Annotated in this window: 18 protein-coding genes; 9 read left to right on the top strand and 9 right to left on the bottom strand. The window is 60.6% G+C overall.

The features are described from left to right. Positions 1-25 precede the first annotated feature (25 nt). The 4 genes from SJQ66_RS04300 to SJQ66_RS04285 form a co-directional block, all read right to left on the bottom strand. Positions 26-2,473, bottom strand: a complete 2,448-nt coding sequence (locus tag SJQ66_RS04300; protein ID WP_024904382.1) for a sensor domain-containing protein — start codon at positions 2,471-2,473, stop codon at positions 26-28. Further along, a complete protein-coding gene (locus SJQ66_RS04295; RefSeq protein WP_024904383.1) occupies positions 2,463-2,957 on the bottom strand; it encodes a group III truncated hemoglobin in 495 nt (164 codons plus the stop codon). The genes SJQ66_RS04300 and SJQ66_RS04295 overlap by 11 nt, the downstream gene beginning before the upstream one ends. Before the next feature lie 424 nt (positions 2,958-3,381). Next, positions 3,382-4,101: an SH3 domain-containing protein gene (locus SJQ66_RS04290; protein ID WP_320533694.1), complete on the bottom strand. Its 720-nt coding sequence runs from the start codon at positions 4,099-4,101 to the stop codon at positions 3,382-3,384. 291 nt (positions 4,102-4,392) lie between these two features. Next, positions 4,393-6,063, bottom strand: a complete 1,671-nt coding sequence (locus SJQ66_RS04285) for a glycosyltransferase family 39 protein (RefSeq protein ID WP_036011151.1) — start codon at positions 6,061-6,063, stop codon at positions 4,393-4,395. Between the two features lie 817 nt (positions 6,064-6,880). Here SJQ66_RS04285 and SJQ66_RS04280 point away from each other — a divergent pair. Continuing rightward, positions 6,881-7,450 carry a TetR/AcrR family transcriptional regulator gene (locus SJQ66_RS04280; protein WP_036011230.1) on the top strand — a complete coding sequence of 190 codons (570 nt, stop codon included), beginning with the start codon at positions 6,881-6,883 and terminating at the stop codon, positions 7,448-7,450. Positions 7,451-7,708: 258 nt separating this feature from the next. Here SJQ66_RS04280 and alaC read toward each other — a convergent pair whose 3' ends face one another. From alaC to cbiE, 5 genes are all read right to left on the bottom strand, one after another. After that, on the bottom strand, positions 7,709-8,920 hold the full coding sequence (gene alaC / locus SJQ66_RS04275; protein WP_024904387.1) for an alanine transaminase: 1,212 nt from the start codon (positions 8,918-8,920) through the stop codon (positions 7,709-7,711). Positions 8,921-9,131: 211 nt separating this feature from the next. Next, a complete protein-coding gene (gene cobM, locus SJQ66_RS04270; protein WP_253464635.1) occupies positions 9,132-9,866 on the bottom strand; it encodes a precorrin-4 C(11)-methyltransferase in 735 nt (244 codons plus the stop codon). Between the two features lie 10 nt (positions 9,867-9,876). Beyond that, a complete protein-coding gene (locus SJQ66_RS04265; protein ID WP_236693598.1) occupies positions 9,877-10,791 on the bottom strand; it encodes a precorrin-6A/cobalt-precorrin-6A reductase in 915 nt (304 codons plus the stop codon). Continuing rightward, a complete protein-coding gene (locus tag SJQ66_RS04260; RefSeq protein WP_024904390.1) occupies positions 10,778-12,046 on the bottom strand; it encodes a cobalt-precorrin-5B (C(1))-methyltransferase in 1,269 nt (422 codons plus the stop codon). Before SJQ66_RS04260 ends, SJQ66_RS04265 begins: the two co-directional genes overlap by 14 nt. Continuing rightward, positions 12,036-13,487, bottom strand: a complete 1,452-nt coding sequence (gene cbiE / locus SJQ66_RS04255; RefSeq protein WP_320533693.1) for a precorrin-6y C5,15-methyltransferase (decarboxylating) subunit CbiE — start codon at positions 13,485-13,487, stop codon at positions 12,036-12,038. Before cbiE ends, SJQ66_RS04260 begins: the two co-directional genes overlap by 11 nt. A 236-nt stretch (positions 13,488-13,723) precedes the next feature. Here cbiE and SJQ66_RS04250 point away from each other — a divergent pair, with 236 nt between their 5' ends. The 8 genes from SJQ66_RS04250 to SJQ66_RS04215 are packed head-to-tail and all read left to right on the top strand — an operon-like array spanning position 13,724 to position 23,842. Then, positions 13,724-15,433: a ferredoxin-like domain-containing protein gene (locus SJQ66_RS04250; RefSeq protein WP_024904393.1), complete on the top strand. Its 1,710-nt coding sequence runs from the start codon at positions 13,724-13,726 to the stop codon at positions 15,431-15,433. A gap of 2 nt (positions 15,434-15,435) precedes the next feature. Next, entirely contained in the window at positions 15,436-16,062 is a 627-nt protein-coding gene (locus SJQ66_RS04245; protein ID WP_024904394.1) for a precorrin-8X methylmutase, read from the top strand. After that, complete coding sequence (locus tag SJQ66_RS04240) at positions 16,063-16,821, top strand: precorrin-2 C(20)-methyltransferase (protein ID WP_024904395.1); 759 nt, start codon at positions 16,063-16,065, stop codon at positions 16,819-16,821. After that, positions 16,818-18,635: a precorrin-3B C(17)-methyltransferase gene (cobJ, locus tag SJQ66_RS04235; protein ID WP_320533692.1), complete on the top strand. Its 1,818-nt coding sequence runs from the start codon at positions 16,818-16,820 to the stop codon at positions 18,633-18,635. Before SJQ66_RS04240 ends, cobJ begins: the two co-directional genes overlap by 4 nt. Further along, positions 18,632-20,329 (top strand): ABC transporter substrate-binding protein, encoded by a 1,698-nt coding sequence (locus SJQ66_RS04230; protein ID WP_320533691.1) that lies wholly within the window; start codon positions 18,632-18,634, stop codon positions 20,327-20,329. The genes cobJ and SJQ66_RS04230 overlap by 4 nt, the downstream gene beginning before the upstream one ends. Beyond that, positions 20,329-21,345 carry an ABC transporter permease gene (locus SJQ66_RS04225; RefSeq protein ID WP_320533690.1) on the top strand — a complete coding sequence of 339 codons (1,017 nt, stop codon included), beginning with the start codon at positions 20,329-20,331 and terminating at the stop codon, positions 21,343-21,345. The genes SJQ66_RS04230 and SJQ66_RS04225 overlap by 1 nt, the downstream gene beginning before the upstream one ends. After that, on the top strand, positions 21,342-22,226 hold the full coding sequence (locus SJQ66_RS04220; protein WP_320533689.1) for an ABC transporter permease: 885 nt from the start codon (positions 21,342-21,344) through the stop codon (positions 22,224-22,226). The genes SJQ66_RS04225 and SJQ66_RS04220 overlap by 4 nt, the downstream gene beginning before the upstream one ends. Continuing rightward, positions 22,223-23,842 (top strand): ATP-binding cassette domain-containing protein, encoded by a 1,620-nt coding sequence (locus SJQ66_RS04215; protein WP_301291063.1) that lies wholly within the window; start codon positions 22,223-22,225, stop codon positions 23,840-23,842. Before SJQ66_RS04220 ends, SJQ66_RS04215 begins: the two co-directional genes overlap by 4 nt. Positions 23,843-23,889 lie beyond the last annotated feature (47 nt).

Below are 23,889 nucleotides of genomic sequence, written 5' to 3'. Positions count from 1 at the left end.
ACCGTGGCAAGACGCCGCCTCTCCCTCAGTGCGTCGGAAAGGCGTTCCGCGAAAGCCGCGGGTCCGCACCGGGCCACGCTCTACGTGTGCCACGTACCCCAAGGCCGAGCATCTCACTGATAACTGGAAGTGCAACAGGCTCACTGAACAAAAAGCCCTGCAACTCGGTACAGCCCTCGATCGCAAGTAGACGACGCTGCGCATCGGTCTCAACGCCTTCGCCGACCGCCAGGATTCCCAGTTCCGAACAAAGTCGTGTCACGGCCCGGACGATGGCGTTTGATTTCACATCCTGACCTAACTTTTGAACAAATAGCTGATCGATCTTGATCCGCGAGAACGGCAGGGATTGCAGCAGGCTCAACGCTGAATAGCCCGTGCCGAAGTCGTCCATTACCACACCCACTCCCAAAGCACGCAATGCGTTCAGAATGGCGCTTGCATGCCCGGTATGCGCAATCAGTGCGGTTTCCGTCAACTCGATCTCCAGACGCTCAGGCCGCAATCCGGTACGCTTCAGCACGTCAGAGACAAAGTCAGCGAAATGGCTATCTTGTAATTGCACGGCGGAGACATTGACGCAGACGCGAATGTCGGCGGGCCATTGCATCGCGTCGCTACACGCTCGTTCGAGGACCCAACTGCCGAGTGCATGCATCAAGCCGATCTCTTCGGCTACGGGAATGAACTCGGACGGAGTAATGGCGCCATACGGATAGGCATCCCATCTCAAAAGTGCTTCACACGCGTTCACTTGACCGGACACCGCATCCACCAACGGCTGATAGAACAGTTTGAAATGCCCTTCGCTGACAGCATGATGCAGATGCCGTTCCAGTTGCCGACGAATTTCCAACGGGTCCTGCATCCCTGCCTGGTATACCCGGAAGCCGTTCCGGCCGTTACGTTTCGCTTGATAAAGGGCTATGTCGGCGCATCGTAGCAAGGCATCAGGATCGTCGAGCGGCAAATTCGCGTTACCGTCCACGGAAAAACGGGTCGTATCGTGTTCGACGTGCAGATGCTCACTGATCACAATGCCGATACTGACACCCACTTGCAATCTATCGCCCGCAATCTGAAAAGGCTGCGTCAGTGCATCCAGGCAGCGTTGCGCGAGCGCGATCGTATGCGCTTCGTTTGCCGCACGGCTTGCGCCAAATCGCGGTGCCTGGATGATGGCGAATTCATCACCGCCGAGGCGCGTCAGGACGTCGTTTTCGTCAAGCAGTGCACGTAGGCGTTCGGCGACCGCTTTCAGCAAGCAATCGCCAACATGATGTCCATAGGAATCGTTGACCGGTTTGAAATTGTCAAGATCGAGGTACAACAAGGAGAATCGGGGAACGGCGGCATCGAGATCGGCCGCAAGCGTAAGTGCGGATGGGCTGGCCAAGTCCTGAATATGCGCATAAAAACGGGTCCGGTTCGGTAGCCCGGTCAACGCGTCATGGTGCGCGAGGAAAGCGATGTGCCGTTGCGCGGCGCGCTGCGCCGTGACATCTTCGATCGTACAGAGCCAGCCTCCCTGTTGCGATGCGCCGTCGGAGGTACCCGGCATGGTTCGCAGGGAAATCAACAACTGCCGCTCCCGATACCGCCATTCGAATGGATTCATCGGCGCCACCGCACGCAACGCCCTGTCCCATGCGGCCGTCCCCGTGCTCTGCGACTCTCCCGTGACATCGTCAAACCCGGCTCGTGCCACGGACAGCAGTTGTTGGGCAATCAAGCGCAGCCTGCGGCGCAATGGCAAGGCAGCGCCGTTGTCGACGGTAAGCGAGCGCAAATATCTCGAAAATTCGCCGACATCGCTGTCCGATGACAACGGCATGACGCCGTCCCTGACCTCGCAAAGTTGGCGTAATACCCTTAATGCACGCACGCCTGGTCGGATATCTTGTTCAGAAAGCATAAGCAGCGCCGGAAACCGCGCGTTGCAGAGCACTACCCGCCCAGATGGGCCAATCAGGCAAACCCCTTGCGGAATATGCGACAGGGCGAGATCGAGATTCCGGCGAGCAAGTTCGATGGATTGCGCGGCCGCGCGTTGCTCGGTGCGATCGCGCGTCACCTTTGCAAACCCACACAGCGTGCCATCGTCATCACGGATTGCGTCAATGACCACATGCGCCCAGAATCGACTGCCATCCTTGCGCAGCCGCCATCCTTCCGACTCGAACTTCCCGGTATCGCGAGCTATTTCCAGTTCATGCTCCGGCAATCCCGCGACACGATCTTCGTCAATATAAAAGCACGAGAAATGACGGCCAACCGCTTCCTGCTCAAGGTATCCCTTCGTACGTTGCGCCCCCGTATTCCAATTACTGACAACACCATTAATGTCGACCATGTAGATCGCGCAGTCGGATACGCTACGTACTAACAGGCGAAAATGATGTTCCTGGCCACGCAGCACCTCGTGCACGGCCTTGTCATGCAACGGGTTTTGCTCTTGCGGATTATTTTGCATCGTCGCCCGGCTCCGGCAAAAACGCGCGTAACGCCGTGATGCGGGCACTGGCCGAAACCTTGCTCGTCGATGTCGATCCGACATCGGTGCCTGTACCTGATCTGACCTGCGGTAGCGGCGCGCGGGCGAGTTGGAGACTACGCGCCATTCGTTGTGCCGCATCGACGAAACGGTCAGCCGACGCGGGCGGACACACCTCGCGCGCGGTGCACTCGAACAACGCCAACCAGCGGTGGAAATGCTCGGGACCAATGGGTAGCGGCGCGTGACGTTGCATCGGACTGCCCGAATACGCACCCGTCGAGAGCATCACGGATGCCCAGAACTGACCAATACGCACCAAGTGAGCAGGCCAGTCTTCAACATGTCTATTGAACACGGGGCCGAGCACGGCATCTTCGCGAGCACGCGCGTAGAAGACACCGACGAGTCGATCAATCATTGCCGCGTCAATTTGCGTGACCTGTTCGTCTTCTGCCGCCATGGGAGCAGCGTGCTCGGTCATTGAGGACTGAGGCGAATCATCTGTCGGATTCGAATCAGGCCGCATTGCGGTGTCTCGTGTCATCGTAGATAGGCTGCCGACGATACACGCGGCAACGTTGTCAGGACGGGCTAGTCTCAAGGCCTACGTCAAACAGGGGGATGCCTTCTCTCACCCTGATTGGTGTGAATTGTGCCCCAACGCGACGCTATCTTGCCAGAGATTCCACCGTTGCGTCATCGAGTACGTTCGAAATTGTAGAAAATTCAAGCAAAAAAAAACCCGCTCACGAAGAGCGGGCTGAATCCATATCGGTTGAGACATGGAGGAGACAATTTAAGTATAAACCCGTAAGGGTTCAAACTGCAAATCCTTCCGACGTCTTTTAGATATTTGTGGCAAGAAAAAAACTTCCCGACCTGCCTCAACCATGCGGGGGACCAGGGGGACCACGATGGTCATCACCATCACCATCACCATGTGGCCGCTCAGGCGGATGGCCGCCTTGGGGAGGTCCGCCGCGTGGATCCGAGCGGGGGCCTTGCCCAGGCCCGCCATGGAACCCATCCCGTTGCGGTTGCGGCGGACCGCCGTGCCATTCAGGGCGCGGCGCAGGGCCGCCATGCCATTCAGGACGGGGGCCGGGCGGAGGACCACCGTGCCATCCAGGCGGTGGGGGCGGAGGACCGATGTGCTCCCATCGGCCCCGCTCGCCATACCAAGGTTGCGCGCGATAGTGCTCGCCCCAGTACGTTCCGAACGAGAAGCCGATGATCGGCAAGCCGATGCGAGGCCCATACGTCAGCAGTGGTACCGGAGTACCTTGGTAGGCATAGTTGATATTCCCGCCATACACCCATCCACGCAATCCCGGCAAGGAAACATCGCACCAGGAATACCCTGCCACGCAACCCAGCACGGTCATCGGTGTACCGCCTTGCAATTGCGCGACAGCAGGATATTCCTGCGATGGCCCCGCGCGGACGATCGCCGGCGCATTCGTATAAGCCGGCGCGGACTGCGCATGCGCGAAAGGGGTCACGCAAGCGAGCAATGCGATACCGCCAAACCTGGCCAATACACGACGCGGCGCTTGCTTCGCGTCGAGCGAGGGGGGGACGCTGATGTCCGTTCTTTTAGTCATGATCTCTCCTGCTGTCGCCAGCACTTTCCTGCCAGGACCTTCCTGGCATCCGGATCACACACGCTGAAGGTGGAATCCTTGGATATCATTACATCCGAAGCGACCGTTTGCATCTGTGCGGATTTGTGTCGGCACGTTACATCCGCAATATAAGTGCCTCGCGTTACCTGCAACGGGATATAGGGGGGCAAACAGTTGCGCGAGCGCCCGGAGAGAACGCATCGGCACGCAAATGAGAATACGCGGGCAGCGTCATGCGGGTCATTTCGATGGTGGACTTTTTTCGACGATCTATTTTTCCACGATCACGCGCCACGGATCTTGCGCAATCACTTTCATCGGCAGATGCGCGGCCTTGAAGGAGGCATAGACATCGGGTGGCATCAAAGCCAGTGCGTGCGCGTCGTGATACCACCGGGCGGTGAACGCAGCGTCGGTAGGCACCCACTTCGATGGTTCCTGCGCCACGCCGAAGGCCAGCTCATCAGCGTCCCGGACCATGATCATCGTGTGACCGATGTAGAACGGGAACGTGTGATCCAGCTTATGGACCGAATAAAAGGGCGTATCAGCCGGCAACGAAGCCAACGCGGCCTTGACGGCAGGGGCCAGCAAAACACCGGACCGCAGGCGCCCGAATACCTCATGCCCGGTACCGGCCACCGTGACCAACACACACCACCCGGCAACAAACGACAACACCGATGCCGTCATTGAACGTCGAGACAGCAGCCACGCGCCTATCGTCCCGACAAGCCCACAACCGATTGCTACCCAGACCCAATTCGTATAGGCCACATACAAGGCATTCGGCGTGTCGTCGGACCCCATCGTTCGGAGGTACACGCCAGCGGCAACCAGCCCGATGACCAGGACCACCACATAGAAGATCATATGCCGACGCCAACCACGTGGTGACAGCGTTGGCAAAACCCGCCCTAACAACAAAGCCAGAGCCGGCGCCACTGGAAGCACGTAAGACGGCAGCTTCGAATGCGATGCACTGAAGAAAGCGAAAATGAATACCGCCCACACCAGCAACATCAACGTGGGCGAAAACCGATTTGCCTCACGCGGCGCACGGAATACATCCCGGACTGACGCCGGCAACAACGTCAACCACGGCAGCATCCCGACCATCAGCACAGGCACGAAGTAGTAAAGCGGGCCAGGCCGGTTTTGTTCCGGCGTCAGATAGCGCTGGAATTGCTGGACAACGAAGAAAAAATGAAAGAACTCGGGATTGTCGCGTTGTACAAGATAGAACCACGGTGCGCAGATGATCACGAAGACCAGCAAGCCTGACGGCAGGTGTATCCGCAGGAAAATCCGCCAATCGCGCGCCACTACCATGTATACGATCAGGACCGCGCCTGGGATCATGATGCCGATCAGGCCTTTCGATAACATCGCCATGGCCATTCCGCCCCACGACAACCACATCCAGCCGCGTCGCCCCGCCCTCGTCAGGGTGTCCCGCTGGGCCAACAGTAACGCACACAAGGTGACCGTCATCCAGAAAGACAGCCCCATGTCCAGCGCGTTGAAATGACCCATCAAATACCAATATGGCGTGGCCACCATCACTACGGCGGCACTCCAGCCTGCAAGCGCACCGAACAACCGTGCCCCGGTGTACCCGACGACCACGATGCCGGCGAAACCGGTCAGCGCGGTGTAGAACCGCGCCTGCCATTCACCGATACCGAACAACGCGAACGTCAATGCGTTTGCCCACGTCTGCAGCGGTGGCTTCTCAAAATACTTGTAGCCGTTGTAACGCGGCGTGATCCAGTCGCCCGTAACAAACATCTCTCTCGCCATCTCGGCGTACCGGCCTTCGTCCGTTGGAATCAAATGGCGCATCCCTAATGGGACGAACCAGATCAGTACGAGTGCGATCAGCAGCATCAGCACGGCACCGCGAGAGAGTGGCGGACGGAGAGACAAATTCGCTTGCATATCACCAGGAGAGTAACGGATCGCGTGAATGGGTGGCGTGTGTCTGCGGATCGAGGGCCGTACCAGGCGTGGGACGCTACGGACTTACGCAATACAATCGATCGCGGCGAAAGCAGGCGCAACCTCGTGTTGCCCTGGTTTGCACACCATCACTACGATATCAGACGCGCCCCCCTGATCGCGGCAATGCACCACGTCCAGCGCACGACCGATACACTGTCGGAACGCGCCGTCATACCTCGCCTGCGTCGATGCCCCCGGCGCGCATCATACCCCATCCCCATTCAGTACCGACGCATCTACCCTTTCCTCATGAATGTCACGATCGTCTCACATGCGACGCTTGCACATGGTCTATGCGGACTTGGGCAAGAAACATCCATGGCAACGCAAAACGGTAGTGTTCCTTTGCTTGCCCCGGAAACCGGGCGTTGCACGCTTTTTGATATCCATTTCGATATTTATCCAGAAAACGCCATGCATTTGCTAACTATTCAGATACTGAATAAGAATAGCCTTATCTGTAAACGGACGATCGTCCCACATGTCGAAATGGAAAGATCGGGTTTATTACGTTCAATCCTATATAGGTTTCGTCATACGTAAGCGATTATTACGAAGTACATCGCTCGGTAACATCGACCGAAAAAAGATAGCGCGATGGATTTATTTTGGTGCGACGACAAATATGGCCTGGTCCATTCAGAAAATGTGGCGAGAACCCCGCACATCGTATGCGAAATAACAGTCGTTGATGATTCACAAATCACATTTGAATCGTATAATGGAACCAAACAGACAGTTGGGTTCTGAGATCATGGATAAGCGCCAACAAATACTCGATACCGCCACAATGCTTTTTGGCCGCCACGGCTTCCACGCGGTGGGCGTCGATTGGATCATCGCCAAATCGAACGTATCGAAAATGACAATGTACCGATATTTCCCGTCCAAGGGCGATCTCGTCGTGGAAGTACTTCGCTTTCAGCAAAGAGTATTGGCTGACCAGCTGAATGCCGATATCAGTGATGCGGGCAGCCCGATGGAAGCGTTGGAACGGGTATTTGACTGGCACACCCGATGGTTCGGCAGCGAATGCTTTTCTGGTAGCCTGTTTGCGCATGCGGCGTCCGAATTTGCCGACAAGGGCACGCAGATTCATACGGTTACGGTAGCGCAAAAGCATGAACTGACAGCCACCATAGAGAAGATCCTTACCGACATCACCGGCGAATCACGGGCAAGCGCCCTCGCACCGATTATTGTGATGATGCTCGACGGCGCAACGCTGCAAGCGCAATTGACAGGCCGACTGAATGCGGCCAGTGATGCATGGAAAGCGACAAAATCGCTCGTAAGCGCGGACGCAATGGCTATGGCGGCCTGATTATTCTCCCCGCGTCACACCGGATAGGAAAAAGAAACGGCACTTGCCCAATTGGGCGAGTGCCGTTTCTTTTTTCCGGTTGCTTAATTACTGAATGCCTGTCGCCACACAGAACCGTCTCAAGACAATACCAAAAATCGATCTCGTCTATTGCCAAACGATCTTTTTATCAGATTAAGCACAGTGCATTGACTGAAATTTGTCGCGACGAAATTGACCTGATTGACACGAATGATGCGGATGCAAACTGTATCTTTTTCAAGAATACGGGTTTTCCGCAATTTCCGATTTCAGCATGCCGCGAATGCCGCGGATCGCCTGACGAATACGTGACTCATTTTCAATAAGAGCGAATCGGACATAGTCATCGCCATAATCACCGAAACCAACACCAGGCGACACGCAAACCTTCGCCTTTTCAAGCAATAATGTCGCGAATGCCAGCGAACCCATCGCGCGATAAGTCTCGGGAATCGGTGCCCAGACATACATGGACGCTTTCGGCTTTTCGACAGGCCATCCCGCTTCGATCAATCCCTTCACCAGCACATCACGCCGTCGTTGATATTGCGCCGCAATCTCTTTGACGCACTGCTGGTCGCCCTCCAATGCCGCGATGGCGGCAACCTGCAATGGCGTGAAGGTACCGTAGTCGTGATAGCTCTTGATCCGCGCCAGCGCCGCAACCAACTCGGGATTCCCCACCATGAAACCTATCCGCCAGCCCGCCATGTTGTAGCTCTTCGATAATGTGAAGAACTCGACCGCGATATCCTTCGCGCCAGGCACCTGCATGATCGATGGCGCCTTCCAACCATCAAACACGATGTCGGCGTAAGCCAGATCATGCACGACAAAAATGTCATGCTTACGGGCCAGCGCCACCACACGCTCAAAAAAATCCCTTTCAACACACTGCGCGGTCGGATTGGACGGGAAGCCCAGGATCATCATCTTCGGCTTCGGGTAACTGCCACGAATCGCCTTTTCCAATTCCTCGAAAAAATCGATCCCCGGTGCCATCGGGACCGATCGGATGTCCGCGCCCGCGATCACGGCACCGTAGATATGAATCGGATAACTCGGATCAGGCACCAATACCGTGTCACCGCGATCCAACGTCGCCAGCATCAGGTGAGCAAGCCCTTCTTTAGAGCCAATGGTGACAATAGCTTCACTATCCGGATCGATGTCGACATCGTATCGATCCCGATACCAATGCGCGATCGCCCTGCGCAGTCGCGGAATACCCTTCGATGAAGAATAACCATGCGTGTCCGGTCGACGCGCCACCTCCGCCAGTTTTTCGACGATATGCGGCGGCGTGGGGCCGTCCGGATTGCCCATGCTTAAATCGATGATGTCTTCCCCACGCCGTCGGGCCGCGAGTTTTAGCTCCGCCGTGATGTTGAATACGTACGGGGGAAGGCGATCGATGCGTGCAAAGCGACGCTTGCCGACTGTCGACATTGTTTGGTTCCTTTACGTAAGCGCCCGGAACCGTCCGAGCGACGCGGCGAGCCACGATGCCACGCATGCACGGTACCCCGCGACACGCCAGGGTAAATAGTACTGAATAGTCGATCAGATAAGCAAGAAATTCTTTAGCCTGCCTAGGAAAAAAGCAAGATTACACATAAATAAAAAATAGTAAGTTATTGAAAGTACTTTTTATTATCAGTCACGATCGCGAGTCAGCGCTATAGAGCGTTGAATCGGTAAAATCTACTGAATCGAGTACTTTTCCTACCACGATGAGTGCGGTGCGCTGCATTGCCTCAGTGGGTGTCTGCGCGACAATGTCGATCAAAGTTCCTCGCACGATCTGTTGATCTGGCCAACTGGCACGGTAGACGATCGCAATCGGACAGCCCGCACCGTAATGGGGCATCAGGATTTCGACGATTTCCGCGAGATGTCGGACCCCCAGGTGAATGGCAAGGGTGGCGCGGTGCCGCGCCAAAGCATCGAGCGTCTCGCCTTCCGGCATCGCCGTCTTGCGCGCGTAACGGGTCAGGATCACGGTTTGAGAGATGCCCGGCAGGGTCAACTCGGTACCGAGCGCGGCAGCACTCGCCGCTGTCGCGGTCACGCCGGGAATAATCTCCCAATCGATGCCCAATCGATCCAGGCGCCGGATTTGTTCACCAATCGCACCGTACAGAGATGGATCGCCGGAATGCACGCGGGCGACGTTTTCTCCGCGGGCGTGTGCGGATTGCAGCACCGCGATGATCTCGTCTAGCGACAGCGGCGCACTGTCAACGACCGTATGGGCCTGGTGCCCATCTAGCACCGCGGCCGGCACGAGAGAGCCTGCATAGAGGATAACGGGGCACATGCGAATCAGGCGCTGCCCCTTGACCGTCACCAGTTCGGGGTCGCCAGGACCGGCTCCAATAAAATAAATCGTCATGAATGGCAGCTTATGTTAACGTGGACAGTGCTTGCAGCACCGCTTCAGCATCATGGAACAAACGTATCGGACATGATGCAAGCGATACCGTGTGATACACCTCGCGATGTTGCGCCGATGAATACGCTATATCCAGGATCCCCTCGTGGGCTTCGCTGCTCTCGCATGCACGCGCTGCCCAAGCGGGTGCCGGACGGCGTCGCATGATAACGGGCAAGCCGAATTCCCGCGCCACCTGTAATTTTGCGTCAGTCGCATCGCCACCGCTGTTTTTACTGACGATGACATCCACGCCCAGCGTGTGGATCAGGGTCCGCTCCGATGCCAATGTAAAAGGGCCTCTTGCGGCCAACAGCGACATCGCTGCGCCCGGAGGAAATGGCGGCACCGCGTCGGCATGACGCGCCGCGGTCTGCGGGAGACATCGCACGTACCAATGCTGGCCAGGGGCGGCGCTCCTGATATGTGCCAAGGGTTCGCGGCCGACCGTCCATAAAGGGCGGCGAAAAGGGCGCAGTGCGGTCAGCGTCTGTGCCCAATCCGCCACGTCGATCCATCGATCGCCCTCCGTCGGTGCCCACGGAGGACGTTCGAGCCGCCAATAGGGTATACGGCATGTGCCAGAAGCAGCCACGGCATTCGTACTGATTCGCGCGGCATAGGGATGGGTCGCATCCACCACGAGACCAAATTCGCCATCGCCCAGTGTTCGCGCCAATCCTTCAGCCCCTCCGAAGCCCCCTTCCCGCACTAGGCAAGGCAAGTCAGGAGGCGACGCACCCAGGCCGGCGACGCTATATACATCCGCTTCACGCAAGTGTCGTGCTATGGCCAGTGCGTCGCCCGTGCCGCCGAGCAGCAGGATTCGAGGCAGGTGAGAGAAAGCCGAGGCCCGCGGCGGCGGCATGGCGTCAACGGTCGGCATGCATATCCTCGCTGGCTTGGCCAATCACCTCGCCCCGTCGATCGATGGCAATCACGTCGAGCGCGACGCGCTGTGCGCCAATCACCTCGCGCACGTACGCCAGCGCCTTGCGGCAGACAATGTCGCCAAGCGCGATACCGGCGGCGTGCGCGATTGCATGGGCTTCCAAGCTGGTGTTGGCGTTGAGAATGGCAGCCTGTACCGCGGCGACGCGGGACGGCGCTGCAATCGACGCGTCCTCTCCCTCGCACATACCAAGTGCGGCCCCGCTCCATTGCGCGAGACGCCCTAAATCAACCGAGGATTGCTTGCTATGTAAATCCAGATGCCCGGCGGCGAGTTTGCTGAACTTGCCGAAACCGCCAACCAGGCTCAAACGATGCAACGGCGCGGCACCGATTGACTGGATTCCTGGCCTGTCAGGCAGCGGCAGGACCACCGCATCGGCTTGCCCTGTACGCCGGATATGCTTCAGGACCGCCCCAGCAAAGTCGCCCATTTCTATCAACGCCATATCGGGCAAACCGTAACGTTCGCGGGCAACCCACTCGCTGGTGTTGCCGGTGCACGCCGCCAGGTGGATTTGCCCGTTCGCCCGTGCGACATCGATTCCCTGATGAATTGAGGCGATGTACGCTGCGCACGAAAACGGCCGAACAATGCCCGTCGTGCCGAGAATCGACAAGCCACCCAGGATGCCAAGCCGCGGATTCATCGTCTTCAGGGCAATGTCGGCTCCCCCCTCCACACCCACCTGGACCACGAAACCACCCGGATAGCCATGCTGCGCGGCAACGCGATCAAGATGCGTGCGAATCATCATGCGAGGTACGGGATTGATAGCCGGTTCCCCGATCGGCAAAGCCAGTCCCGCCCGCGTTACCGTACCGACGCCAGGGCCCGCCTCGAAGCGTACGCCTTCAGTGGCGCACAGGCTGAGCGATACGAACACCACCGCGCCGTGCGTGACGTCCGGGTCGTCGCCGGCGTCCTTGACGACGCCCGCGATGGCTGTTCTCCGTACCGTTGTCGTGGCATCGTCCACGAATCGGCAATATGCAATAGGTATCGTGACGGTCTGCCCTTTTGGCAACGTGATCTCCACGCCGTCGGGGCCGTCATGCATGTCCTTGCCGGAAAATAACGCGCATGCGGCCGCGCAGGCCGCGGCCGTCGCGCAACTACCAGTGGTCAGGCCTGTACGTAACGGCTGCTTGCCACCGTCAGCCGATTCCTCGTCGGGTTCAAGACGCATGATTCGCGGCCTCCCCCGGACAGTCGTTCAGCGTATCGCCCCCCTTGCACGATTCGATCCTGTCGCACGGAGACGTGGTCGACGATACCTCGTTGTCTGCGATGCCATCGGATGCGGTGGACGTATCGATGCCTGCATCGGCGTGCCCTTTCGTATAGGCCCAGATCGTCAACGGCAAGGCACCACGCCAAACGTCGAAGCCCCCTAGCGGTGCCGCATGCGATACCGTCAATCGGATCAATTCACCGCCATGGCGCGCATGCCAATCCACTAGAAGGGATTCGCTTTGCAATGTCACCGCGTTCGCCACGAGACGGCCGCCAGGGCGTAACGCCCGCCAGCACCGTGGCAATACGCCGGGGGCCGTCACGCCACCGCCTATAAAGATTGCATCCGGTTGCGGCAGCCCTTCGAGCGCCTCGGGAGCACTTCCTGGAATGACGCGCAGCCCGGGCACGCCGAAGCGATCGCGGTTGCGGACGATCAAGGCCTGGCGCGAAGCGTTCGCTTCGATCGCGATCGCCTGGCAGCGCCGATGCGCGCGCATCCATTCGATGCCGATTGAACCGCTCCCGGCTCCCACGTCCCACAGCACTTCGCCTGGGCGCGGAGCCAGATGCGCCAACGTCACCGCGCGCTGCTCGCGCTTTGTCAACTGGCCATCATGCGTGAACAGGTCGTCAGGCAGGCCAGGGGTCAGCCCCCAGGTGATCGGTACAGAGGACATCGATGCGTCGATGTCCCCGGGCATACTGCTGATACCGATGCAGTGTATGCCGATGACGTTCAACGCATCGACCCGCGCGCTGTCCGATGCCCCCCATGTATCAGCCCGCACTGAAAACAGGTATTCACCCGGGCCACCAAGGCGATTGCAGACCGTCATGACGCTCGCGCCGAAGCCCCGTGCGGTCAGTAATCCTGCCACCGCCTGCGGCGTGGTGGCGTCGGCACTGAGCACGATCAGACGTTCACCGGCATACAGCGCCGCGTTCAGGGACGCCAGCGGCCGACCGACCAACGACAACGTCGCCACCACATCAAGGGGCCAGCGCAACCGTGCCGCGGCCAGTGCGATCGACGAAACGCCAGGCCAGATCGTATAACTCTCGGCAGGGAATTCGCGGGAAATGGCGGCACCCACACCAAACCACATCGGGTCGCCCGATGCCAGCGCAACAACCGGCTGCCCTTGTAAAGCGTGAAGCGGTGTCAGCGAAAAAGGGCTTGGCCACGCGACGCCGCGGGCTTGCAGGCGCGCTGGCAGCAGCGCCAGGTGGCGCCCCGCGCCAACGATATGCCGGGCCGCCCATAGCGCGCGTCGTGGTGCCCGGTCCAGCCCGGCATAGCCGCTCTCCCCGATTCCCACTACTGTCAACCACATTGCCGTCACGGGCGCCCCTTCTGCTGGCTTGTCATCACGCATCTTCATCGATGACATTGTAATGCGCGTTGTCCCCCGCGCGGCGGTGCGGGCATGCGGACTGACAGGATGTCGCGGCTGTGCGCAACGCACTGCGTATAATAGAAGCTGTTGCAGCCTCGCCGGACAAGCGGCCTGCCTGCCCGTTTTTTCCTGCGATGCCACCCGTCTTGCGCCCTATCCCAGCCCCTTCGCCGCCTGTACCCTCATCGCTCGCGCCGCTGCCGCCGCGGGCGGATGCGTGCCCGGGCCTCATGCGCATCGCGCCCGCGCGCGATGGAGGTATTTGCCGGGTCCGTTTGCCCGGCGGTGTGCTGTCCGCCGCGCAAGCGCGCGTGCTCGCGGCCGCCAGCCGCATTTTCGGCAACGGCATCATCGAATTGACGAATCGGGCGAACGTACAATTGCGCGGCATCGGTGGCACCCCCGGCTTGCCCGACTTGCAGGACGCGCCAGCGGCATTAGTGACGATGCTGACGGATAGTGGCCTAGGCCCAAGGCCAAGCGTCACCCCATCCGGCACGCCGGAAGATCTCACATTGGCCGCGACTCGCATAGCGGACCTGGATGCGGTCAGGAACATCCTGATCAGTCCCACGGCCGGAACCGACCCGCAGAGCGTGATTGATACGCGACCACTGCTCAAGGCGTCGCTAGACCACTTGGCGCGCGCGATCGCCTCGGCGCACCACCACGCCGGTCAGGACAGAGATGATCCCCGGAAACCTTTGGTAGCGGCGTGCGATGAAACGCCGCACCCGATCACGGATGACGTCGCACGCGCACCGCTATCAGCGAAATTCGCGATTCAGATCGATGGGGGTGAGGCGTTGTCGGTGCTCGGCCATCACCACGATATCTGGCTCTGCGCGCTGGACCCCCGTTACGCGTTGCAGCGATCAATGGAATGGCCCGGCGATACGGACACCGAGACTGCACGGACCGGTCATTGGTTCGCTTTCGGCCTCGCCTCGGCGATTCCTTGCGTATTCGATGACAGTAACACTATAAATGCCGCCGTCGGTACGGACGTCTCGACCGCGCCCGTCACGCCACCATCCGGGCATGACACCGCGACGCCATTGACACCCGTGACGACAGACGCTGGCGACTGTCCGCTTGGGTTGGTCGCGGCGCATGATGTGCCTGCGTTGATTGAAGCGTTGGTCGTATACTTCCTCCGGCAGCGGGCGTCGGGAAAAGCCCGGGACGCCGAGGGCCGCATGGCCGGTCGCCTGAGGGACCTGCTGCCGCGACACGAGATCGGCGCGAGACGTGTTTTCGTCGATGCGGCATTGTCTACCACCACGCTCAAGACCGTGCGCCCGGTCTGGCTGTCGCAATGGCGCCGCCCTCGACCGGCGCCCGATGCGGCGCGCCGCATCGGGCTGCTTCCGCAACGCACCGACATACCAATCGATCACGCGGTAACTTCCATGCTTGGCTTACCGGCGCTCGGTGTCCACGCCGCACTCGGTCGCTTGACGCCACACCAACTGGACACCCTGGCCGCGCTGAGCGACCACATCGGTGACGGAACGTTGCGCGTGACTCCCTGGCAAGGGATCTTGCTACCCAACGTGCGCGCTAGCGAACACGAGCTTGCGTCGACCCTGGAAACCTTGCACGACGTAGAGGTGATCGTCGATCACGCCGCATCGATCACACGGCTGCACGCGTGTGCCGGCAGCACCGGCTGCGCGAAAGGTCATGCCGATACAAAGCGCGACGCAGTGCAACTGGCAATGCGGCTATCCGGACGCGTGCCACAGGTGAGCATCCATGTCAGCGGCTGCGAGCGGCGATGCGCCTCTGCGGTCACACGGCGATTTACATTGGTTGCGACGGCCCCGGGCCGCTATGCGTTGCATGCAAGCAGTGGCAGGGAGCGCGGCGAAGTATTACAGTGCGCGGACGTCGACATCGACGGTGCCGCCGACCGTATTTTGAAAGAGACTGCCTGACCATGACCGATTACCAGCGCAACGGGGACGAGATTTATCGTCAATCGTTCGCGACGATACGCGCCGAGACCGACCTGAGCGCGATTCCCGCTGATCTGCAAAAACTCGCGGTGCGCGTGATTCATGCATGCGGCATGATTGACATCGCAGCGGATCTGCTATTTTCCGCGGGAGCGGGCAACGCGGGACGACAGGCATTGGCAAACGGCGCACCCATCCTCTGCGACGCCCAGATGGTGGCGCATGGGGTCACGCGCTCCCGCCTGCCGGCGGACAACGCCGTCATCTGTACGCTGAACGATCCGCGCGTGCCCGAATTGGCCCGCGAAATGTGCAATACCCGTTCGGCCGCCGCGCTGGAATTGTGGCGTGACCATCTCGCCGGCAGCGTCGTGGCCATCGGCAACGCGCCCACGGCGTTGTTTCACCTTCTGGACATGCTGGACGCAGGCGCGCCTCGTCCAGCACTGATTCTGGGATTTCCGGTAGGTTTCATCGGCGCGGCGGAGTCGAAGGCGATGTTGGCCGCCGACAGCCGGGGCATCCCGTTCGTCGCGCTGCAAGGCCGGCGCGGCGGCAGTGCTATGGTGGCCGCCGCGGTCAATGCATTGGCGACGGAGCACGAGTGAATGACCATCCCCGCTATCTCGTCCGCCACTGGCCGTCGCGGCACGCTGATTGGTCTCGGCGTCGGACCGGGCGATCCGGAGTTGATCACCGTCAAGGCGTTACGCTTGCTGCGCGCAGCGCCAGTAGTGGCGTATTTTATTGCAAAGGGTAAAACCGGAAATGCCTTCGGCATCATCGCATCGCACCTGGAGGCAGGACAGATCCGGTTGCCGCTCGTCTATCCGGTGACAACGGAAGCGCTGCCACCGCCACTACGTTATGAAGACGTCATCACCGCGTTCTATGACGAATCGGCCATGCTGCTGAGAACCTATCTGGATGCCGGGCAGGATGTTGCCGTCATTTGCGAGGGGGACCCTTTTTTCTACGGCTCCTATATGTATTTGCATGACCGTCTCTGTGGAGACTACGCGACCGATGTGGTGCCCGGTGTCTGTTCCATGCTCGGGGGCGCGGCCATGCTCGGCCTCCCGCTGGTCTATCGCAACCAGACGCTGACCGTCCTGTCCGGTGTGTTGCCGGCCGAGGAACTGTCCGCACGCCTGACCACCGCCGACGCCGCCGTAATCATGAAACTGGGCCGCAACTTCGACAAGGTGCGGGGCGTGCTCAGAACGCTCGGTCTGGACAAGCGCGCACACTACATCGAGCGCGCGACGATGGCGCAGCAGCGCATCGTACCGATCGACGACGTCGACCCGATGGCATCTCCCTATTTCTCGTTACTCGTGGTTCCGGGCAAGAAATGGCAGGCATGAATCCCTCCTCATCCGCCCCCGAAAACGTAACGCCGGCGATTATCGTACTCGGCACCAGCGCCTTGCCCGCCGCGCGCCGCATTCTGGATACCTTGCCGGGCGCCACATTACATGTGCTGCGCAAGCGTTTTGATCTGCAAGACATCGGGGAAATCGGTGCCCGGGCGATTCCCATCGATAATCTCGGCGCGCATTTGAGGCACTGCTACACCAACGGCACGCCCCTGATTGCATTGTGCGCGGCCGGCATTGTCATCCGCTGCCTGGCGCCGGTCATCGGCACCAGCGCTAAAACGGACGAGCCGGCCGTGTTGGCGGTAGCGGAAGACGGCGGCGCTGTCGTCCCGTTATTGGGTGGGCTAAGCGGCGCAAACGACTTGGCCAGGCGCGTCGCCGCGACCTTTGCCTGCACGCCGGCGATCACGACGAGCGGCGAACTGCGTTTCGGCCGCTGCCTGCTCAGCCCGCCCCCAGGCTATGCGCTCGCGGATATCGACGCCGGCAAGCGCTTTGTATCGGATCTGCTCGCTGGCGCCCCCGCGTGTATCGACGGCATCGCGCCTTGGCTCGACGACCTGGGCTTACCGCATGTCACCGCGTCAGAAGCGTTATCGACGCATGTCACATCGCCGCTTCTTGCATCACGCACCGAAGGCGTAGCGCAAGAAGACGGCGCCGGTCACGTCAGGACGATCCGCATCGGCATCGAGCGTAGTGCGCCCGCAGGCAGGTTGCTGATTCACCCGCGAGGTGTTGTCGTCAATGTGTGCGTGGTCGATGACGCACTGGCCGATCGCATCGAGGTCATCTTGCAACAGGCCGATATTGCTCGCGCCGCGGTGGGAGCCTTGCGGTGTCCACGCGCATTGATGGGCGACGATCGAATCGACGACACTGCCGACGCGATGGGGGTACCGGTGCGCTACACCGACGCATCCCTCGACACAGGCTCCGACGGCATCGGACTCGATATTCGCACGGTACCGGTGACGCCTGACACCCTGGGCATCGCGCGGGGCATCTTGTCTGTCATCGGTCTTGGCCCCGGAGATAAGGCAATGCTGGCGCCAATGGCATCCGAGGCACTAAGACACGCCGACGATATCCTCGGCTACACGACATACGTCGATATGGCGGGCCCCTTCGCCCCGTGGCAACGTCCCCAGGGTACCGACAACCGCGAGGAGATGGCACGTGCGCGACATGCATTACAACTCGCCGCGTCGGGAAACCGCGTGGCAATCGTGTCATCGGGTGATCCGGGCGTCTTCGCAATGGCAGCGGCGGTCATGGAAGCCCTCGACACCGCCGCCGAAGACAGCGCGCTGCGCCGCGTGCGTGTGCAAATCGTGCCGGGCATCACGGCCGCCTTCGCGACCGCCGCGGCGGCCGGCGCGCCACTCGGACACGATTGCTGCCTGATGTCCCTTTCAGATAACTTGAAGCCTTGGGAAATCATCGAAACCCGGCTTCGCATGGCCGCGGAGGCCGATATGGCCATCGCCCTTTACAATCCGATCTCCCGCGCGCGGCCATGGCAACTCGATCGCGCGCTGGCATTGCTGCGTACGATCCGCGCTCCGGAAACACCCGTGGTGCTCGGCCGCGACATCGGGCGGCCCGGGGGGCGCATTCGGCATCACACGCTGGAAAGCCTGCGAGCCGACGATGTGGACATGCGTACGATGGTGATCATCGGCGCGTCCACCACGCGATACATTACGAACGGATCACCCGGCACCCGGCAATGGGTATATACCCCCCGCTGGTACCCCGCCGCGGGACAGGATGCAACTCCCAGGAGAGAAAGGTGAATCGACGCCGTTTCCTGATCGACAGCACGTCCGCCACCGGCATCGCGGCCGGCGCGGGCGCCTTACCGCTGCTGTTCATACCGCCCTTCTCAACCGCGCATGCCGCGGATATCGATAGCGTCACGCGCGCGCAAAGCGTCCGGGTGCTTGGTGAAGGCGCGCCCAATAGTCTCGATCCGCACGGTGATGGCGTCAATCACGAAGCCATCGGCGCGTTCTCGAACCTCTACGACACGTTGGTGCAATTCGACCGTAAGGCGGTCAGCGGCACACCTGGGTTCTATCGTTACGACTACACGCATTTCGCGGGCGCCGCAGCGCAGTCGTTCACCCCCCTGGAGGGCAGCAAGTCCTGGCGTTTCCGTCTACGCGATGGCGCGACGTTCCATAGCGGCCGTCCGGTAGATGCGCACGCGGTCAAGTGGTCATTGGATCGCGCGCTGGCGTTGCCAGGATCGAAGCAGCAACTTTCCACCGGTTCGATGACGGACCCGGCGCAGTGTGTTGTCGAAGATGCGATGACCTTGCGCATCGATTTGCCACGGGCAGACCGTTATCTGCTGCCGAACCTGGCGCTGACCTATGGCGCCATCCTGGATGCGGGCACGATCCAGACGCACGCGACACAGGACGACCCCTGGGGCCGTGACTGGCTACGCGCGCAAGGGGCAGGTGGTGGCGCATTCAAGGTATCCTCCTGGACGCCCGGCCAGCGCATTGCCTACACGCGCTTCGACGCATGGCGCAACGGGCCGCTGCCCTTCATGCGCCAGGCGCTCGTGCAAGCCGTTCCGGATGCATCCAATCGTGTGGCGGCGCTGTCCCGGGGCGACGCCGACATCGTGCTGCAATTACGTCCGACCGACTTCGATGCAGCAGCGACCTTGCCCGGCGTACGCCCGCTGTCGATCCCGGTGACCAACGCGTTTCGTTTCCTGTCGTTCAATACCCGCACGAAACCGTTCGACGACGTTCGTGTGCGTCAGGCAATCGCCTATGCACTGCCTTATCAGGCAATGTTCGATGGCGTTGCACGAGGTCACGGTGCGCGCCTGTATGGCGCCAAGCCATTCGATATCGGTAGCGATAATTCGGAAGCGCCGCTCGCGACCTTTCCACAGCCCTATCCGTACGATACCCGGATCGCACGTGCGCGAATGCTGCTGCGTGATGCCGGACTGCCCAGCGGCTTCGATACCACCCTGTGTTACAGCAGCGCCGACGTCAGCGTCGCCGAGCCTGCGGCCCTGCTGATCCAGCAATCGTTGCGCGCCGTCGGCATCCAGGTGCAATTGGAGAAGGTCCCCGGTACGCAGTGGGCCGAGCGCGAGACACGCAAGACACTGCCCTTGTTCCTTGACTGGTCTTCGGCGTGGTTCAACGAGCCTGATTACTTTTATCGCATCTTTTTCGAAGGCGATTGGCGTTGGAATTTCTCGTCGTATGATGATGCCGGCTTGAAACAGCTGACCGATGCCGCACGTTGGCTTTCGTCGCCCGCCGAACAGTCGCGATACGAGCAATTGATGCGCAAGGCGGCGGCGCGGGTGATGCGTAACGTGCCATTGATCCCGCTCTGGACGCCATCATTCGATGTGGCGTTACGGCGTGACCTGACCGGTTTCACGTATTACGTCCATGCCCAAGTCGACCTCCGAGCGCTTTCGCGCGCGACAGCCGGTGTCGTTCCGTAATGGGGTGGGGCCTGAAGCGCCTGGTGTCCGCCGGCATCGTCATCGTGGTGGCGGCTATTGGCACGTTCCTGCTGGCCCGACTGTTACCCGGCGACCCGGTCGCACATCTGGCGAGCGGCATCGCCGCCAACGCGGAGGGGCTCGCGGCGTTGCGTCATCGGTTAGGCCTGGATGTGCCGGTGTCAAGGCAATTGGGCCGCTATCTGCTGGGGCTATGCCGGGGCGACTGGGGGCGATCATATGCTACCGGCGAGCCGGTATTGCAAGAACTGCGTGACCGCTTGCCGGCGTCGCTCGAATTGACCCTTGTGGGTCTCCTGTTGAGCACTATCATCGGCATTCCGCTCGGCATCGCCGCCGCGTCCCGTCGTTCCGGCCCGGTAGCCGTTTTCTACCGTTGGCTCACCAGTGCCGGCATCGGCTTGCCGAGTTTCGTGATCGGTCTTCTACTGATCCATATCTTCTACTTTCGCCTGGGATGGGCGCCCGAGCCATCCGGGCGTATCGACGCGTTTGCAATCGCCCCACCTTACCATACGGGCTTTTTCCTTATCGACGCCTGGATAGCGCACGATGGCGTGCTATGGCGAGATGCATTCCGCCATCTTTTGCTGCCGGCCGCGACCATGGCGCTGTTCGGCATGGCGCCGCTGGCACGCATGACCTGTTCGGCCATGCAACAAGCGCTGGACAGTGCTCCGGTGAGAACGGCACGCAGCCTTGATTTGCCCCCGTGGCGGGTGTTGCGAGACTACACACTGGCACAGGCGGCGGCACCCATTGTGACCGCGTTCGGCATGGTTGCCTCCTATTTGCTTGCCGCAAACATCGCGGTGGAACGGGTTTTCACCTGGCCGGGTATCGGCACCTATGCACTGGATGCACTTGCCGCATCCGATTATCCGGCATTGCAAGGTTTCATATTGATGGTCGCGATCCTCTTCGCCGTGTGGAATATGCTGATCGATTGCCTCACGGCAGTGCTCGATCCGCGCGTCGCGGAGATCGAGCGATGAGTCTGGCCAATAGACCAACGCGCACCACCACCGCCTTGGGCAGCATGCGGCTGGCCCTCGGGCAACATTTTTTTGTCGCATGCAGGCCATTTGCCGGGCTGATATGCATTGCCATGATTGGCTGCCTGGGACCCTCCGTCTTGGGCTTTGCCGGTCTGCACGCGGATCAAGCGGATGTCATGGCGTCGCTGCAGCCGCCGTCCCGGCACCACTGGTTCGGCACGGACGAGATCGGGCGCGACTTGCTTATCCGCGTCGTTGCGGCAACACGACTCGACCTGATGATGGCATTGAGCGCAGTGCTATTGTCGGCGCTGTGCGGCGGCATGCTAGGCGCGGCGTCGGCGTGGTGCGGCGGCAAGGTCGACCGGCTGTTCCAACGGGTGGTGGATGTCGCCATGGCATTTCCGTTGTTTGTGGTGGCGTTGACGTTGGCCGCAGTCCTTGGCAATGGTGCCAGCAGCGTCGTCCTGGCAACTGCGCTCATCAACATACCGTTCTTCGCACGTCTCACCCGTACCGAGATCGCGCAGCGCCGCGCGTTACCGTATGTGGATGCGGCGCGCCTGGATGGCTGGTCGTCCGTGCGCATCCTCTTTTGCATTCTGCTGCCGAACAGCCTGCCATCCCTTATTGCCCATGCGACCACCAATATTGGCTGGGCCATGCTGAACGGCGCCAGCTTGTCGTTCGTCGGCATGGGCGTGCGTCCACCGGCGGCAGAATGGGGCACGTTGATCGCGGATGGAGCCAGTGCGTTCATTGGTGGGCAGTGGTGGCTCGTGACCTTTCCCGCGCTCGCGCTGTTCCTGACCGTCCTGATCGTCAATCAGGCAGGCCATGCGTTGCGCGCGCGTTTCGTGCCGGGGGCGCAGCCTTGAGTGCGCACGCGGACGATCACCCGAGCCAGGACACCTTGCTTCGCCTTGACCGGTTGACGCTGGAAACCGCGCTGGCCCCATCGGGAAGATCGGATCGTCCGACACGCATCGTCGACGCGTTGTCGCTTTCCATTCGACGCGGTGAACGCGTCGCGTTGGTAGGGGCCAGCGGCTCCGGAAAAACGATGACTGCACTTGCCATCGCGGGCTTGCTGCCACGCGGCGTGGTTCAGCGCGGCGGCAGTATCATGACAGCCGCGCCGCGCAGCCGATTGCGTACGGCAATGATTTTTCAAGATACGCGTGGCGCCTTGCAGCCCATTCGTCGGATAGGGAAGCAATTAGACGACGTACTGCGCTACGCTCCGTGTACGTCGGAGGGTGTTTCCGCCAAATGTTGGTCGACCCCGTCGCAACGTCGAGCAACCGCTGTTGCCTTATTGAACGAGGTCGGGCTGCATGACGCCGATCGGGTACTGCGAGCCTATCCCGCGCAACTGTCGGGCGGCATGTGCCAGCGTGTATTGATCGCCTTGGCGCTTGCGCGGCAGCCCCATCTGCTACTTGCCGATGAACCGACCACCGGCCTTGACGCCGCCAATCAACAACGCGTGATGTCCTTGATCAATGACGTCGCGCGCGCACGTCATGCCGCCGTCTTGCTGATCACGCATGACCTGTCGTTGGCCGTCGACCAGTGCGACCGCATTGTGGTCATGCGCGCGGGACGCGGCGTCGACATCCTCCGTGCCGCCGACATCGGTACGCCGACGCGTCACCGCTACACGCGAGCTTTATGGGCCGCGCATCGATTGGCGGCATTTACGCGGCGACCAGTGAACGTCGACGACGAGACATGCAACGGCGACGTCGTGCCAGCCTCGCTACATGGCAAGACGGATCAGAGCACGCCATCGCTTCAACTGCGAGCAATCAGGAAAGGCTATGCCGGAAGATGGTTTCAACCACGCGCGCAAGTACTCGACGCCGTCGATCTGACGATGCATCGGGGCGAAATTGTCGGCCTCACCGGACCATCCGGCAGCGGCAAGACAACGTTGGGACGTATCGTGGCTCGCCTGTTGACGCAAGACAGCGGCCATGTGCTCTGGAACGACATTGATCTGTGCGCCGGCCGACCCTCGGGCGCTGCCAGGGCGCCGTGGCGGCATGCGGTGCAATACGTCCATCAGGACGCATGCGCCAGCCTCGATCCATTGCGCAGCGTCGGAGATATCCTTTCTACAGCGGCGCACCTATCGTCCGGCATACGGCATATCGCCCCTGCCTTCGACATCGACACAGCGCTACGCGAGGTCGGCCTGTCGCCGACCCTCCGTCACCGACGTCCTCACCAGCTATCAGGAGGAGAAGCTGCCCGCGTGGCGTTGGCGCGGACATTGGCTCGTCGGCCTGAACTTCTGGTACTCGACGAACCCACAGCCGCGCTGGATGCTCTCACGCGCGCGCGCATCCTGAAACTGATGCATCGGCTCGTGCGGTCGTACGGCCTGACGGTGTTGTGCATTTCGCACGATGTCGCGGCGCTGCGTGCGTTATGCGATCGCATCATGGTCTTGCAACAAGGTCGCCTCGTAATGGCCGCCTCATTTTGAGAAAAATTGAAATGTACTGTCAATCATTCTAGATTTACGGCGATAGA

The sequence above is a fragment of the Robbsia andropogonis genome (assembly GCF_034047095.1).
GTDB classification, from domain to species: domain Bacteria; phylum Pseudomonadota; class Gammaproteobacteria; order Burkholderiales; family Burkholderiaceae; genus Robbsia; species Robbsia andropogonis.
Note: the sequence above shows the minus strand (reverse complement) of the source record. Positions and strands in the feature narration are given on the sequence as shown.